This is a genomic window from Vibrio sp. 10N.247.310.23 (assembly GCF_041467155.1).
GTDB classification, from domain to species: domain Bacteria; phylum Pseudomonadota; class Gammaproteobacteria; order Enterobacterales; family Vibrionaceae; genus Vibrio; species Vibrio crassostreae_C.
In genome coordinates this window covers 166235-182570 of record NZ_JBFSTZ010000001.1, presented here as the reverse complement: position 1 = coordinate 182570, position 16336 = coordinate 166235, and the positions used below count along the sequence as shown (strand labels likewise).

The following is a 16336-nucleotide window of genomic DNA, read 5'->3' as shown; positions in this document are numbered from 1 at the left end:
GTATGTTGTGGCTTTATCTGCACTTTCCGTCCCTGCAGTTGGATACCTTGTTTAACTCTAATGAATTGGGTTCGAGCGAAGACTCACGCGAACAACCCATTATCATCGTGGATGAAAAAGATCACCGAGTACTGCAAGCAAACCCAGTTGCGTTGCAATCGGGAATTTCACTTGGTACGGGCTTAGGATCTGCGGCGGCGCTGTGTCACAACTTACACGTCCACCCTTACAGTATTGAACTGGAGAAAAGTAAGCTCAAAGAGATCGCTCAATGGGCGTATTTGGTCACTTCCGACATGGCGTTATTGCCACCTAATGGTTTGTTGATTAAAGCCTCTAACATGCTGTCACTTTACGACGGGCTAGATAACTACTGGCATGAGCTCAAAAGCCACTTAGAAACGCTCAATATCCAGTTCAGCTTCGCTACGGGTTATTCGCCGCTTTCTGCGATCCTTTTGGGTAAGCAAGCGATCAACCAAGCAACAAACAATATTGAGCAGATGAAAACTTGGGTCAATCAACAAGCATTGAATTCCAGTGAGCTACCGACCAAGCAAGTTGAACGCCTGAACCGTGTCGGTATCAACATCGTTGAAGATCTATTAAAGCTGCCTTTGCAAGAGGTCGCACGCCGCTTTGATATCGACTTGGTCAATTATATCGGTCGCCTAAACGGCCAGTTCAAGCACCCAATTGATTTCTATCACCCACCAGAGAATTTCCAGCAATATTTGGAGCTGTTGTTTGATATTGAAAACATCCTATTTATCGAAAAGCCGTTGCTGAAATTACTAAATCAACTCGAGTGTTTTTTGAAGCTACGCGACCGAGTGGCTTTCGAGTTAACACTGACTTTGCATCTAAGAGATAAAGACGAACACCCTGTCTCTTTTTATTCGGCACAAGGTGATTACCTTGCTGGAAAATGGGCGAACCTTACCCATCTAACTTTAGAATCACTAAAGCTCACAGCACCGGTTCAGGGCCTAACCCTCAGCTTGATTCGTCATGGAGAACCGCAAATGGCCTACCATGATCTTTTTGATGGCAATACCGGAACACTTGCTGCGCTAGACCTGCTTTCACTGTTACAAGCGAAGCTTGGGCAGGCCAGTATTCAAACACCGAAAATACAGCATGACCCAAGGCCAGAAAAAGCCAATCAGTACTCGATCCCAACACTGAGTAAATCTGTGTCAAAGAGTAAAACTCCCTCAGAGTTCGAGCAACAAACCACAGATCTCAGCGTCAATCAGCAGCGACTCAGGCCCAGTATTTTGCTGCCAGAGCCCGAAGCCTTAACCGAAAGCGTCACCTTATCTCAAGGCCCAGAGCGCATTGTGTCTGGCTGGTGGGACGGAGAGAAGGTCATTCGTGACTACTTTATTGCTCACAGCGAAAACGGTCGGTGGCTCTGGATATTTAGAACGCCAGATAAACAGTGGTTTTTGCACGGCTTATTTAGCTAGTCGGTAAGAACGTAAGTCAGCAAGAAACTTTGTTAGCTCCTCCGTTCTACTTATTCAATTTCAGCGTCCCTTTTCAATCATGTTCACTCGCAATGGTTAAGTGAGATTACGTTATGTCTCAGCAATACTCAGAGCTATTTTGCCAAAGCAATTACTCCTTCCTTGAGGGAGCCTCACACGCAGAGGAGCTTGTTTTACAGGCCGATTTCTTGCGTTACAAAGCACTCGCGGTTACTGATGAGTGCTCAGTCGCGGGCATCGTTAAGGTTCACTCTGCGATCAAGCAACATAAACTATCACTCAAGCAAATTGTCGGGAGCATGTTTTGGCTAAATGAAGAGTGCCAAGTGGTCTTGATATGCCCAAACAGACAAGCCTACGCCGAGCTGTGCCGTATTATTACCAACGCGAGACGTCGTAGCAGCAAGGGACATTATCAGCTCTCTGAGTGGGATATCATGTCGGCTAAGCACTGCTTTATTCTTTGGCTTCCTCAACAGAAAAATGAAGACGCGCACTGGGGGCAATGGCTATCTCAGCACCATTCAGGTCGGCTTTGGATCGGCTTACAAAGACACCTAAAGCAAACCGACCAGCAGTACACAGATTACTGCGTTGAGCTGTCACAACATCATCAACTGCCGATAACAGCTTGTGGTGGCGTGCTAATGCACAATGCTAACCGCTTACCCTTACAGCACTCACTCACTGCGATAAAGTACCAAAAGCCCATTACCGAAGTGGGCAGTCACTTACTCGCTAATGCCGAGCGCTGTTTACGGAGTATCAATAAGCTCTCTCATATCTTCAAAGCGGAGTGGCTAGAAGAGAGCAACCGTATCGCTGAGCTGTGTGAATTTGATTTAAATAGCTTGCGATACGAATATCCCAGTGAGCTGATTCCTCAAGGGGAGACACCCATGAGTTATCTGCGCATGTTGGTCGAAAAAGGAAAACAGACTCGCTTCCCACAAGGTGTACCTAACGACATCCAACAAATCATAGATAAAGAATTGGGATTAATTGACGAGCTTGACTACCCTTTCTTTTTTCTCACCATTCATGACATCGTGATGTTTGCCAAAAGCCAAGGCATTCTTTACCAAGGTCGAGGTTCAGCGGCCAATTCCGTGGTCTGTTACTGCTTAGAAATCACCTCTGTCGACCCAAGACAGATCTCGGTGCTGTTTGAGCGTTTCATCAGTAAAGAGCGCGATGAGCCGCCTGATATTGATGTCGATTTTGAACACGAACGTCGTGAAGAAGTCATCCAATACATCTATAAAAAATACGGTAGAGAACGGGCTGCACTTGCTGCAACAGTCATCTCTTATCGCTTCAAAAGTGCGGTGAGAGATGTCGGGAAAGCATTAGGGCTACAAGAAACTCAGCTCGACTACTTCATCAAGAACACCAATCGCAGGGACAAAAGCTTAGGTTGGCAGGCTCAGCTCACTCAATTAGGGCTACAACCTGATTCTTTGAAGGGGCAGCAGTTTATCCACTTGGTTAATGAGATTATCGGCTTCCCACGTCACTTATCTCAACATGTCGGTGGCTTTGTCATATCCTCAGGGCCTTTGTATGAGCTGGTTCCCGTCGAAAATGCAGCGATGCACGATCGAACCATTATCCAATGGGATAAGGATGATCTAGAAACCTTAGGCTTGCTGAAAGTTGATGTGCTCGCGTTGGGTATGCTCTCTGCGATTCGTAAATGTTTCGACCTGATCAAACGTATTCACGGGCGATCACTGACCATTGCTGAGATCACTCGCCTTAAGGACGATCCTCAGGTTTACGGCATGATTCAGCGAGCAGACACAGTCGGGATATTCCAAATTGAGTCACGCGCACAAATGAGCATGCTGCCAAGGCTTAAACCGAAGACTTATTACGACTTGGTGATTCAAATCGCTATCGTACGCCCAGGCCCTATTCAGGGTGATATGGTGCATCCGTTTCTCAAGCGTCGAGATGGCATTGAGCCAATCAGTTATCCATCTAAAGACGTGGAATCAGTACTGTCGCGCACCTTAGGTGTACCGATATTCCAAGAGCAAGTGATCAAACTCGCGATGGTCGCTGCAGGGTTCACAGGCGGAGAAGCAGATCAACTCAGACGGGCAATGGCCGCTTGGAAGAAAAATGGCAACGTCTTTAAGTTTAAAAACAAACTCATCGAAGGAATGCAAAAGCGCGGCTATGAGACAGAGTTTGCTGAGCAGATCTTTAAACAGATATGCGGCTTTGGCGAGTACGGTTTTCCTGAAAGCCACTCCGCTTCGTTTGCGGTGTTAGCGTATTGCTCCGCTTGGTTGAAATGCTACTACCCAGAGTGCTTCTACGCTTCTCTGTTGAATAGCCAACCGATGGGGTTTTATAGCCCTTCACAGTTAGTACAAGACGCACAACGACACAATGTGGTGATACTTCCGGTATGTGTGAACGCTTCTCAAAACGACCACACGGTTGCCCCTCATCAGAATGGTCTAGCGATTCGCTTAGGGCTGCGACAAATCAAAGGATTCAGCGAGCATGGAATTCAAAGCGTGCTCGCCAATCGTCCACCATCCGGTTATCGCCACCCTAGTCAGGTGAAACAGTTATCGATGAATAAGAAAGATATCGAGCTACTGGCATCGGCCAATGCGCTACATAACGTTTCTGGAGACCGCTTCCAGACTCGCTGGGCGATCATGGACTCGGCGTCGGATTTACCTCTGTTTAGCCAAGCCTATGACGATGCTGAGGCAGGACATGACGAACATGTACTGCACAAGCCCAATGAGATGCAAGATCTACTCGAAGACTTCACCAGTGTCGGAATTTCATTGAACAAGCACCCCATCACTTTGCTCGAAGAAGCAGGACGATTAGGTCGATTCACACACATGAAAGATTTAATACAGCAAAGACACAAATCTATGGTCACCGTTGTCGGATTAGTCACAGGTAAACAATCTCCCGGCACCGCGGCAGGTGTCACCTTTGTTACGCTGGAAGATAGCACTGGCAATATTAATGTCGTGGTATGGGGAGCAACCGCACGCGCTCAACAGCAAGCTTATCTCACAGCCAAGGCGTTAAAAGTACAAGGGATATTAGAAAAAGAAGGTGAAGTCGTGCATGTTATCGCGGGAAAACTTATCGATATTACCGATGAAATTGTTGGCTTGAAAACCAAATCTCGGGATTTTCATTAGCGAAGTACCAACTGTTCTCAATCGATCATTGGCTAAAGAAAAGAGAGAAAGAAAAACGAAAAAGGGAAGCATCCGCTTCCCTTCAATTCCAGTTGTTGGGTTATGACTCAACTTCAGCTTCCGTACGTCTTTTCTTAAATTCCCTATACAGTAATAAGCTCAAAGTCATGACGACTTTAGACGTTAACCATATCATTAAGAGGAACTACCTTAGATTGTGTGTGAAAAATTACGCTAGTAGTTGAGCATATTTCGTTAAGAAAAATATGCTGCGTGAATATTAGCAAGCGTTTTCTATAAGGTCACTCAAAACAAACCGTACAGCAGCATTAATTATAAAATCTGACGCATTCGCTCTTGAGTCACTTCAACCAAGAGGTCTGGCTGGAACTTAGAAATAAAGCGGTTACACCCTACTTTCTCAACCATAGCTTCATTAAAACTTCCACTTAATGAAGTATTTAGCGTGATGAATAGGTCATGCATTCTTGGGTCAGTACGTACTTCGTGTGTCAGCTTGTAGCCGTCCATTTCAGGCATTTCAGCATCGGTGATCATCAACAATATTTCTTGATTGATGTCTTTGCCTTCATCACACCAGCCCTTAAGTAAGGTCAGTGCTTCTAAGCCATCACAACACTCAATAATGTTCAAACCCAACTGCGACAAGGTGCCTTTGATCTGGTTACGCGCTGTTGAAGAGTCATCAACGATAAGCACATTGCGTCCTATCATCTCCTGAGCTAATTGTTCATCTAAAACGCCTTCAGAGATCGAGACATCGTAATCAATGATCTCAGCCAACACTTTCTCAACATCGATGATCTCGACGATCTTGTGCTGCTCTTCTTCTTGAATATGCGTAATAGCGGTTAGGTAGTTTGCACGGCCTGTTGTCTTTGGCGGCGGCTGGATTTCTGTCCATGTCGTGTTCACGATATTACGAACTTGCCCAACCAAGAAACCTTGTACGGTTCGGTTGTATTCCGTAATAATCAGGTTGCTCTCTTGAGACTCCGCACGAGATGGCGGAAAGCCAATGGCACTGCGTAAATCGATAACAGGCACCGATTCACCACGTAAAGACGCAACACCCGTAATATGATGATGAGAGCCCGGTAAGCGAGTGAGTACTGGCACTTTGAGGACTTCTTTCACTTTAAATACGTTAATCGCAAATAGTTGACGACTATTTAAGCTGAATAACAAGAGTTCCAGACGGTTTTCACCGACCAGTTTGGTTCTCTGATCAACCGAATTTAAAACGCCAGACATACAACACCTTAGTGACAAATAATAACTGTGGCTACAATAGCCTACTTCAATAGGTTAAAGCAAAGCGCCAATGCACAGAATGCTTAAACTAAGTACAACAAATGATGTTATACAAAGCTTAAGTACATGGAAAGGTTCAAGGTAAGGCTACAAGACGAGAAAAAGGGGTTAACCTTCAATAACTTTCATTAACAGTTGGCCATCGTATAAGGCCTGCTTGATGAGCGCAGCACCTGGCATGGTTGCCTGCTTATAAAAACGAGATTCCACCAGCTCTAAGTCTTTATGGTAAACCGATAGACTCTGCTCTTCGATACACTTTTGAATCGCCGGGTATAACACGCTCTTCGCCTGATTGATAACACCACCCACCAAGATTTTCTCTGGGTTGAACAGGTTAATCACAATCGCAATCGCAGAACCTAGATAACGGCCTAACTGTTCAATCACTTCGACAGCCAGCGGATCCCCATTAGCAGCGGCAGCACAGATCTGTTCAATAGTGACGTCTTCAAACACCGTTAGCGTTGATTCTTCACCATTTACCAATCGCTCTTTGACTTGCTCACGGATTGCCTGAGAACTCGCCACCGTTTCTAAACAGCCTCGATTACCACAGTGGCAAAGCTTGCCTTCCTTGTCGATCTGGATATGCCCCAACTCACCGATGTTACCGTGACGTCCTTGCAGAACGCGACCATCAAGAATGATCCCGGCACCTAAACCGTGGTGAATCGAGATAAGAACAGAGTTGTCGTTGTCTTGTGAGTTACCAAACAGCTTTTCTGCTAATGCCCACGCTCGGGTATCATTGGCAATAAAAACTGGCAAACCGGTTTCTTTGTAGATCTCCGGCCCCAACGCTAAGTTTTCAACGTTATAGTGCGGCATCTGCAACACAATACCTTGCTCTGAATTCACCAGACCTGGCAGTGTGATAGCGATACTCGTCACCCTGTCGAGTTGCTCGGCATAGGTTTGGAAGAACTCATCGATTTCATGGAGAAGACGCGCAAGCACATCGTCTTGATCACGTTCATGGATATCAATCTTGGTATCGATAAGCACGTCGCCGCCCAATTCATGGAGCGCGATCGTCAAGTATCCGCGACCAAGACGCATCGACAAAAATTGCCAACCTTCGTTATTGGTTTGCAGACCGACAGCAGGACGCCCACGAGTCGTGGCTTCTTGAACCGTCGTTTCGTGAATAAGGTGAGCTTCAATGAGTTCACGGGTAATTTTAGTAATACTCGCCGGAGCCAACTCACTTTGCTTGGACAGATCGATACGAGAAATAGGACCTTTAAGGTCAATTAGTTTATATACACGACCAGCATTGACCTGTTTGATATGATCAATATGGCCCGGTTGAGCCATGTACATTTTACGCTCCAGAAATCATCAACGAGGTAATTTTTTTACTTTGCGAAGTAATTGTGAAGTCACTTGGTATATCGCCGTGACCAGTATCACGTATATACATGAATCTTTGTGTATCGAGTCAAATAGTTCGAGGAAAATTAACACCCACATCGATAATTTGCGACTTAATTTTCAGAATAAAACATCGCATTTGAGCCCTGAATTCAATAATTAAAGGCAAATCAAGAAATATCCTCCTAGCTCCCAATAAATTATCAATTAATGCATATACTTAATTCAGTCTTTTAAAAGATTACTTGGCCTCACTCTAGGAGTATTCATGACAGCCGAATTAAGAAAAACGAAAATCGTCACAACGCTAGGCCCTTCTACTGATAAAGGTAACGTGCTTGAAGAGATCATCAAAGCCGGTGCCAATATAGTCCGTATGAACTTCTCTCACGGCACCAGCGACGACCATATACAACGCGCAGAAAAAGTCAGAGCAATAGCAAAAAGACACGGTACTCAAATCGCCATTCTCGGAGACTTACAAGGTCCCAAGATTCGTGTGTCGACATTCAAAGATGGCAAAATCCAACTTGCCGTAGGCGACCTGTTCACTCTCGATAGCAGCCTAGGTTTAGGTGAAGGCAATCAAGAAGCCGTTGGCCTTGATTACAAAGAACTGCCTAACGACGTATCCGCCGGCGATATACTGTTGCTTGACGATGGTCGTGTTCAACTCAAAGTAACCAAAGTGGAAGGCTGTCGCGTTCATACCGAAGTCATCATTGGCGGCCCACTCTCAAATAACAAAGGCATCAACAAAAAAGGGGGTGGCCTTTCCGCAGAAGCGCTAACAGAAAAAGACAAGCGCGACATCGTCACCGCCGCACAAATCAAAGTGGATTACCTAGCGGTGTCTTTCCCTCGTAATGGTGAAGACATGCACTATGCTCGTCAGCTTGCACGAGAAGCCGGCTTAGAAGCTCACCTCGTCGCAAAAGTGGAGCGAGCAGAGACAGTAGCTACAGTTGAGAACATGGATGACATCATAATGGCCTCAGATGTGGTCATGGTGGCTCGTGGTGACCTCGGAGTGGAAATTGGCGACCCTGAGTTAGTCGGAGTACAAAAACAGCTTATACGCCGTGCCAGAGCGCTTAACCGAACTGTCATCACCGCAACTCAGATGATGGAATCAATGATTTCTGCGCCAATGCCAACCCGTGCCGAAGTTATGGATGTTGCCAACGCCGTACTCGATGGCACCGATGCTGTGATGCTGTCTGGTGAAACTGCAGCTGGTGACTACCCAGTCGAGACCGTAAAATCGATGGCTGAAGTCTGTATTGGTGCGGAAAAAATGGCAGGCATTAATAACCAATCCAATTACCGTATTGACCGCACCTTTGTTACTGCCGAAGAAACCGTTTCGATGGCGACCATCTACTCTGCAAACCATATGGAAGGCATTAAAGGCGTTGTCACTCTCACCGAGTCAGGCCGCACCGCATTGATGATGTCTCGCCTGAGTGCCGACATGCCGATCTACGCGCTGTCTCGTAACGAAGGAACGCTTAATCGCTGTACCTTATACCGAGGTGTGACACCAATCTACTTCGAGACAGAAGCCGAAGACAGCTTTGACATTGCACTATCTACACTCACTTGCTTGAAAGAGAAAGGACACCTTAAGTTTGGTGACCTAGTGATCGTCACTCAAGGCGACATTATGGATGTAGCAGGGTCAACCAACTGTATGAGAATCTTGCCTGTCACCTAATATTTGACCTTAAGGCGAAACGATTCGCCTAATCTCAAAAACTTAAAAGGGTTATCGAACCAAGTTCAATAACCCTTTTTCATTTCAGAACACGACTCACTAAAATCTGCTTAAACAGCATAACGAGCTCACAGCATGCTAGCTCATCAACTTCGGGAATTAGTTACCCGCAGCAATGGTGGCTAACTGTGGCATATGCGAGTTGCGAGCGTTTTCCGTTGAGGTATAGGTCTCCACAAATCGGTAACCGGCTTCTAAACCCAATTCGTAATCATGCAGTAAATCATCTTTATGACTCATTAATGAGCTCGATTTAAGCGTTTGACTAGGTGCTATCTGAACCACAAACGCGTCGTCTGGTGGCGAATTCAAAAAATCCTGAGTCAATGAGTAGGTCTGATAATGCACCATCAGCATGTCAGCCAACCCTGAATCAAACTTATCTCCGATTAAATGACTTAAGCGATAAATATCATCTGCACCAAATAGCCAGCGACCACCGTTCAGCAGGTCTAAATGCCCACGGTCACGCTTCTGCTCTTTTGAGCGCATAATTTGTTGTTGGAAGAAAGAGGTCCAGTCGGTTTTCCACTGTTCCACTTTCTGTTGCCAATGGCCTTGAACACTGTCGAAAGATTCGCGGAACCACTCCAGTTCTTCTGCAGATATAGGTTTAGGCGCTTTGACTGAAGATCCCTTAACTGGTGCTTCAACCAAATGGGTATTACCTTCCTCCACCACTGGCTCAGTACGAATCACCACAATGGAACGAGCTTGTCTTCGCCACGCTTCCTGAACTGGGATACACGCCGATACACCACCGTCCACATAAGCACTGTCACCAATAAAGACTTCGTCATTGTACAAGCGAGGAATAGCACAGGTCGCAATCATCACCTTGTACCAATCTTCGCCCAATAATGGGAAGTAGTGGTCTCGTAAGTCTTTGGAATCCGTTACAGCCGCATAGAAGTGGCGATCGCCTAGCGTTTGTCGCCCTAAATCCAGATCGAGCTTATATGGGTAAGCCATGATTTGTTCTAGCGCCCATTCTAATCCTAGGTTCTTTCTGTGTCGTATATAGGAAAAGAGATTGAAGAACTCTGGTGAGGTTGTGAGGTCGAGAACAAAAGAACGTCCAAGGCCTTTATCACGGCACAGATAAGCACATAAGTTGAGAGCACCTGCTGAGGTACCAAAAAATTCGTCGAAGGGGTCAAAATTTGAGAGAAGAAAGGCATCCAGCACTCCAGAAGTAAAAATACTTCTCTGTCCGCCACCTTGAGCGACCAGTGCTGTTTTTCCAGCAATAAACTTAGCGTAATAATCCAAGTCTATTGCTGTATCAATATTGGTTATAATCCCACTATTCATTATTCATTATTCATTATTCCCTGAGTATCAAAACTCAGCCTCGCAATAGATGGTATTAACTACCAATCGCAATAAAGCCAAATGAAAGAATGATCATGTAGATAAACACGGTAATTTGTAGGGCATTTTTCAGATTATGGTCCATAGACACCTCTGGCTTATTATTAATTTGTCGAGTCTCTATTTAAGTACTATCAGGTGTGTGAAGTATCTTCAAGAATCGTCGAAATTAGTCGCACAATATTGATGTAACCATCACAATTAGTAAGTGTATGGATAAGGATATACTCATGAATAACAAAGCAAATATGATGGCACTGATTACGCTTCTCTCCGTTTCAAGCGCGTATGCTTCGCCGGAGATCATCATTACACCTATGGTAGGTTATACCGGCGGTGGCAGTGTCGAAGACCAGGACGGTAAAACCTATGACATGAAAGGCTCTGAAAATTACACCTTTGCCATTGAAACGCCACTTGAAAAAGGACGCATCGGCTTCTTCTACTCCAATCAGAGCTCGGAATTAGAAACGCTTAACCTAAGCTCCTCCATCCAATACCTGCACCTTCAAAGCAGCATCTACTACCCTGCTTCGCCTGTGTTGTCGGGTTATCTAGGGCTAGGCCTGGGTGCTTCTTACGTCGATGTAGACTGGGCAAAAGATAAGTATGGATTCTCAACTTCTATCTTTGGTGGCTTAGAGTACAAATTTAGTGACCGACTAGCGTTGAACACACAAGTACGTTGGTTAGGCACGGTTGTCGACAACGATACCTCCGGTGTTTGTAATATCCCAAATAACGGGCAAGAGTGCATCATTCGCTTTGATACCGACTGGATGAACCAATTCCAAGCCAATGTCGGACTGAGTTTTACTTTCTAAGCGGCTCAATGAAGCAAAAATATAAGATCGGCCCAAACTAAAAAACCAGCTAAATGCTGGTTTTTTCATTATTAAAACGGTTTTAGTTCAGGTTAGAACTTATAGGTAACACCTAAAGCGCCGCCCACTTGCAACTCAACACCTTTATACATATCGAGTTCAGGGTGAACTTGAGCGTAAGCATTCCAACCTTCGTAGAAATTCACTTTCACGCCTAACGGCAAGCGTAAGCCAAAGTCGTCATTCCATTCAGCCCAAGCACCAGCACCGACGTACCAGCTCAACGGAGCTTCAGTCTCGAACTGACCACGCTTCAAAATGTAATCAAAGGCAGCGCCGTCATTGCCAATCGTAGCACGGTATTTCTGATCAAATTCCACAACGACACTCAGGTCTTGGTCAATGGCGAGTCCAACTTCCAAAGCTGGAGCTTCAGAAGCTTGAGCAAACGAGGCTCCGCTGCAGCACATAAGGCCGATCAAGTAACGATGTTTCATAATATTCTCAGACTGTACTTAAAAAACGGAAGTCTACTGGAATCTCAGCAAAAGGTGTCATCGCTGGGTAAAAGATAAAAGACACGAAAAATTTGGGAACGACCATCAAATGATCGAGTTGAATGATAAGTACCTGAGTTAATGGAGATTAAGCACAATAGATCTTTCATAGAGCAGAAAACAAAAAAGGAGGCCTTTCGGCCTCCTTTCAATTTATTGAATCAGAGAATTAACCGTTGTTACGGATCCACTCATCCATGTCTGTCTTAAGGTTGTCAGACTTAGTACCGAAGATAGCTTGTACGCCACCCGCTACTACTACAACACCTGCAGCGCCTAGTTTCTTCAGCTTGTCTTGGTCAACAAGAGCTGTATCAGCTACTGCAACACGTAGACGAGTAATACAAGCGTCAAGACCAGTGATGTTCGCTTTGCCACCGAATGCAGCAACTAGCTCACCAGCAAGTTCAGAACCAGTCGCAACTGACTCTTCTTCAGTCTCGTCTTCACGGCCTGGAGTTTTAAGGTCTAGAGCTTTAATCACAGTGCGGAATACGATGTAGTAAATTGCAGCGTAAGCAATACCACATACAACCATTAGGCCCATCTTAGACGCGTGGCCAGATAGAACTAGGAAGTCGATTAGACCGTGTGAGAAAGATGTACCGTGTACAAAACCTAGAGTGTTCGCAAGAACGTATGCAGAACCAGCTAGTAGAGCGTGGATTGCGTACAGTACTGGAGCAACGAATAGGAAAGAGAATTCGATTGGTTCAGTGATACCCGTTAGGAATGAAGTCAACGCAGCAGAAGCCATGATGCCCATTACTTTAGCGCGGTTTTCAGGCTTAGCTGAGTGTGCAATCGCGATTGCAGCAGCAGGTAGACCGAACATCTTGAACATGTAACCACCAGCTAGCTGACCGAAGCCATTGCCCGCTGCACGAGATGCGTCATCAGCAACTAAGTAACAAGTAAGAACACCGTTTTGAGTTTCGCCAGCAGCGTTTACACAAGTACCAGCTTCAAAGAAGAAAGGTACGTTCCAAACGTGGTGAAGACCAAATGGAATTAGAGAACGCTCAACGATACCGTAGATACCAAACGCCACTTGTGGGTTTTGGTGAGCAGCCCAATCAGAGAACGCAGAGATAGCGCCGCCAACTGGTGGCCATACTACAGATAGTAGGATTGCTAGACCAATCGCAGAGAAACCTGTGATGATTGGCACAGCACGCTTACCAGCGAAGAAGCCAAGGTACTCTGGTAGTTGAATACGGAAGAAACGGTTGAATGCCCAAGCAGCAACACCACCGACTAGGATACCACCTAGTACACCAGTATCGATTTTATCAACGCCCATTACACCAGCCATTACGCCAAGTGTAGCAGTCATGATGCCATAACCAACGATAGCAGCTAGACCCGCTACACCATCGTTGTTAGTAAAGCCAAGTGCAACACCTACTGCGAACAGTAGTGCCATTTGACCGAATACTGAACCACCAGCTTGTTCCATTAAGTTTGAAACGATTTCTGGAATGAAAGGAAGATCTGCTGCACCGACACCTAGCAAAATACCCGCAACTGGTAAAACTGATACTGGAAGCATCAGAGACTTACCAACTTTCTGCAGGCTAGCAAAAAGGTTCTTAAACATGTTTATGCTCCTGATAAAGATAAAATAATTATATTGGGTTCTAACGGCACACCCCCGTAGCCTATATGTTAGCACCCTGCGAAAATGTAACCATGTATTGCATTATATTTTCTGCCGCTAAATATATATTGATGGGGAACTAACTTTCTAGTCACTTACGAAATTTAGTTTCAAAACACGTCTTGGATCACATGTCAAATCTAGAAATGCAATGCTTTACAAGTGTTTAATGCATTGAAATATATAAGTATTTTTCAAGAGCCCTATTATTTTACTGGGTAAATAAAATAGGAGCGAATGTTATTTTTAGTAACAAAATTACAAATGTTATAATTAGCGCTCTCAAGTTCAACATAATTCGTAAACATTAAAAAAAAACGTATTTTTGGTGATCAAAAACACAAAAAGGGAGCTTTTGCTCCCTTTTATTTGTTTACTTAGATTTTTATCGCAAAAAAAGTTTTTGGTAATTTTTGGTCGTTTGTTCGGCAACCTCTTTCATCGACACACCTTTTAATTGCCCAATGTAGGCCGCCACTTCGACGACATATGCAGGCTGATTCTGCTTCCCACGATATGGAATGGGCGCCAAATATGGAGAATCTGTCTCGATCAGCAACCTGTCTAGCGGTAGGTTCTTAACAACTTCTTTAAGTTCTGTAGCCTGCTTAAAGGTCACAATGCCTGAAATTGAGATATAGAAACCTAGTTCCATTGCTGCTTCAGCGAATGCTTGATCTTCGGTAAAGCAGTGAATCACACCGCCACACTTCTCAGCTCCGCCATCACGTAAAATAGCTAATGTGTCTTCACGTGCGTTACGAGTGTGAATGATCAAAGGTTTATTCAGCTCAACGGCTAACTCAACATGCTGCTTAAATCGTAGCTGTTGCAGCTCCGCCGTCTCTGGTTGGTAGTGATAATCTAAACCTGTCTCTCCAATCGCCACAACCTTAGGGTTGCTCGCGTATTCACGCATTGTCTCTAGGCTGAAATCACTTTCAACATCGAGAGGGTGAACGCCACAAGAGGCTTTAACGTTATCAAACGGCGAGATCATCTCGAGCATATTTTCAAACGAATCGAGTGTCACACCGACAGAAAGCAATTGGTCTACATTAGCAGCCTTCGCCTTGTTAACCACATCTTCTACGCTGGTGTGTAAATCTTGGTAATCCAGTTTGTCTAAATGACAGTGGGAATCTACGAACATGTTTCCTCGCAAGTGGCTATCAGCCAATTCATTATGAGTAGCTCCGTATTGAGCCCAGGGTGTTGCTTTAACTGCTCAATCAATGTCAGCAGTTTATTCGATGCTGCATAAGCACTTTGATAAGACATCGCCTCACACAGTGCTTTCGCACTCGGAGTGAAAGCCTGATTCGCCAAACCAAAATGCAGCTTCTGTACATCTGACAATAGATGCCAAAGCCAGCCAAGTTGAATCAAAGGGTCTTTGCTAAGCTCTGTAGAGAACTTTAGCATGTCAGGTTGAGTGCCTTTTATCACATTCACAAAGCCATCGAGCGCTTTTGTTGAAGCTTCAACGCCACCTTGCTCAAACATCGCTTTTGCTTTTAAAGGCGCGTTGTCATTGAGTGCTAAAATATACTGCGGTACCGCTTTGCCCACTTCACCATCTAACCACGCTGATGCTGTCTCTAACTGCGGACTAACCACATTGAATTGCTGACAACGGCTAATAATAGTCGGCATTAAGCGATTACTGTTACGAGTAGACAGAATGAAGATGCACTTGCTTGATGGCTCTTCCAGAGTTTTCAATAGTGCGTTGGAAGCCGATTCGTTCATTGCTTCAGCAGGGTTAAGCAAAATAACGCGCAAACCACCTAACTGAGAAGACTCTTGAGCCCAGCGGTTACTGGCACGCACTTGATCAACCGTGATCGACTTACCTTCTTTCTCGGGTGAGATCACATGAAAATCAGGATGACTGCCCGACTTCATTAACTCACAGCTGTGGCAAAACCCGCACGACTCGCTTTCATAGTTCGTGCACATCAATGCGTCGGTAAGTTGGCTAATCAAAGCATCAACGCCGAGCCCTTCCGGTGCATTAACAATCACAGAGTTAGGAAAACGCTCCGCATCGAGACTTTTTTTCCACTCACTCCATACCGGTGTGAGCCAAGAATACACTTCAGCCATGACTACCTACTGTTTGTCGAGCCAAGCAGTTAGCGCGACTTTAATATCAGCGGCTACTTGCTCAATTTCTTGCTGCGCGTTAATCACAAGTACAGAATCATCTTGTTCTGCAATTTCTAGATAGCGCTCACGCGTTCGGTCAAAAAATGAGATGTCCATCTTTTCAATTCTATCAAGCTCACCACGGCCTCTAGCACGCTCTAGCCCTACTCTAGGGTCTAGGTCCAAATATAGCGTTAGATCGGGTTTAAAGCCGCCTAGCGTGGTTGCTTTCAGTGATTCCATAGTCGTGCGCGCGATCTGGCGACCACCACCTTGGTATGCCTGTGAAGACATATCATGACGATCACCCAATACCCATTGACCATTGGCGAGTGCCGGCTTGATGACGTTCTCGACTAATTGAACACGTGCTGCATACATCAACAGCAATTCAGTCATGTCTTGAAGCTTCTCGCCTTCGTGCTCTTCTTTAACCAATGAACGCATCTTTTCAGCTAAGACAGTACCACCCGGCTCGCGAGTATTAACAATATCTTCAACACCCGATGCTTTTAATGTCTCAACGATGGCATTGATTGCTGTGCTTTTGCCAGCGCCTTCAAGGCCTTCAACCACGATAAATTTCGACTGATTCATAATTAT

General features: G+C 45.2%; 13 protein-coding genes. 4 read left to right on the top strand and 9 right to left on the bottom strand.

Going from position 1 to position 16336, the window contains the following annotated elements; all coding sequences use genetic code 11:
* The first annotated feature begins 2 nt into the window (after nucleotides 1-2).
* Together AB6D93_RS00805 and AB6D93_RS00800 are read left to right on the top strand one after the other, a co-directional pair.
* On the top strand, nucleotides 3-1472 hold the full coding sequence (locus AB6D93_RS00805) for a DNA polymerase Y family protein (protein ID WP_102332500.1): 1470 nt from the start codon (nucleotides 3-5) through the stop codon (nucleotides 1470-1472).
* A gap of 113 nt (nucleotides 1473-1585) precedes the next feature.
* On the top strand, nucleotides 1586-4678 hold the full coding sequence (locus AB6D93_RS00800; protein ID WP_102332501.1) for an error-prone DNA polymerase: 3093 nt from the start codon (nucleotides 1586-1588) through the stop codon (nucleotides 4676-4678).
* Nucleotides 4679-5011: 333 nt separating this feature from the next.
* Here the strand turns inward: AB6D93_RS00800 and AB6D93_RS00795 are convergent, their stop codons facing one another.
* Together AB6D93_RS00795 and AB6D93_RS00790 are read right to left on the bottom strand one after the other, a co-directional pair.
* Entirely contained in the window at nucleotides 5012-5953 is a 942-nt protein-coding gene (locus tag AB6D93_RS00795; RefSeq protein ID WP_017062139.1) for a chemotaxis protein CheV, read from the bottom strand.
* Between the two features lie 168 nt (nucleotides 5954-6121).
* Nucleotides 6122-7339 carry an ROK family protein gene (locus tag AB6D93_RS00790; protein WP_017062140.1) on the bottom strand — a complete coding sequence of 406 codons (1218 nt, stop codon included), beginning with the start codon at nucleotides 7337-7339 and terminating at the stop codon, nucleotides 6122-6124.
* 319 nt (nucleotides 7340-7658) lie between these two features.
* Here AB6D93_RS00790 and pyk point away from each other — a divergent pair, with 319 nt between their 5' ends.
* Complete coding sequence (gene pyk / locus AB6D93_RS00785) at nucleotides 7659-9107, top strand: pyruvate kinase (RefSeq protein ID WP_017062141.1); 1449 nt, start codon at nucleotides 7659-7661, stop codon at nucleotides 9105-9107.
* 159 nt (nucleotides 9108-9266) lie between these two features.
* Here the strand turns inward: pyk and AB6D93_RS00780 are convergent, their stop codons facing one another.
* Both AB6D93_RS00780 and AB6D93_RS00775 read right to left on the bottom strand, forming a co-directional pair.
* Nucleotides 9267-10481 (bottom strand): patatin family protein, encoded by a 1215-nt coding sequence (locus tag AB6D93_RS00780; RefSeq protein WP_017063485.1) that lies wholly within the window; start codon nucleotides 10479-10481, stop codon nucleotides 9267-9269.
* 55 nt (nucleotides 10482-10536) lie between these two features.
* Complete coding sequence (locus AB6D93_RS00775; RefSeq protein WP_100214626.1) at nucleotides 10537-10626, bottom strand: YnhF family membrane protein; 90 nt, start codon at nucleotides 10624-10626, stop codon at nucleotides 10537-10539.
* Nucleotides 10627-10771: 145 nt separating this feature from the next.
* Between AB6D93_RS00775 and AB6D93_RS00770 the strand changes: the two genes are divergently transcribed.
* Nucleotides 10772-11365, top strand: a complete 594-nt coding sequence (locus AB6D93_RS00770; RefSeq protein ID WP_017067207.1) for an outer membrane beta-barrel protein — start codon at nucleotides 10772-10774, stop codon at nucleotides 11363-11365.
* A 92-nt stretch (nucleotides 11366-11457) separates the two neighbouring features.
* On the opposite strand, the gene AB6D93_RS00765 is transcribed toward AB6D93_RS00770, so the two are convergent.
* The 5 genes from AB6D93_RS00765 to tmk form a co-directional block, all read right to left on the bottom strand.
* Nucleotides 11458-11862 (bottom strand): hypothetical protein, encoded by a 405-nt coding sequence (locus tag AB6D93_RS00765; RefSeq protein WP_017062144.1) that lies wholly within the window; start codon nucleotides 11860-11862, stop codon nucleotides 11458-11460.
* Between the two features lie 229 nt (nucleotides 11863-12091).
* A complete protein-coding gene (ptsG, locus tag AB6D93_RS00760) occupies nucleotides 12092-13522 on the bottom strand; it encodes a PTS glucose transporter subunit IIBC (protein WP_102332502.1) in 1431 nt (476 codons plus the stop codon).
* Nucleotides 13523-13967: 445 nt separating this feature from the next.
* A complete protein-coding gene (locus AB6D93_RS00755) occupies nucleotides 13968-14735 on the bottom strand; it encodes a TatD family hydrolase (protein ID WP_017067206.1) in 768 nt (255 codons plus the stop codon).
* Entirely contained in the window at nucleotides 14726-15691 is a 966-nt protein-coding gene (locus AB6D93_RS00750; protein WP_017062147.1) for a DNA polymerase III subunit delta', read from the bottom strand. The genes AB6D93_RS00755 and AB6D93_RS00750 overlap by 10 nt, the downstream gene beginning before the upstream one ends.
* A gap of 6 nt (nucleotides 15692-15697) precedes the next feature.
* Nucleotides 15698-16330, bottom strand: a complete 633-nt coding sequence (tmk, locus tag AB6D93_RS00745) for a dTMP kinase (RefSeq protein ID WP_017062148.1) — start codon at nucleotides 16328-16330, stop codon at nucleotides 15698-15700.
* Between the last annotated feature and the right edge of the window lie 6 nt (nucleotides 16331-16336).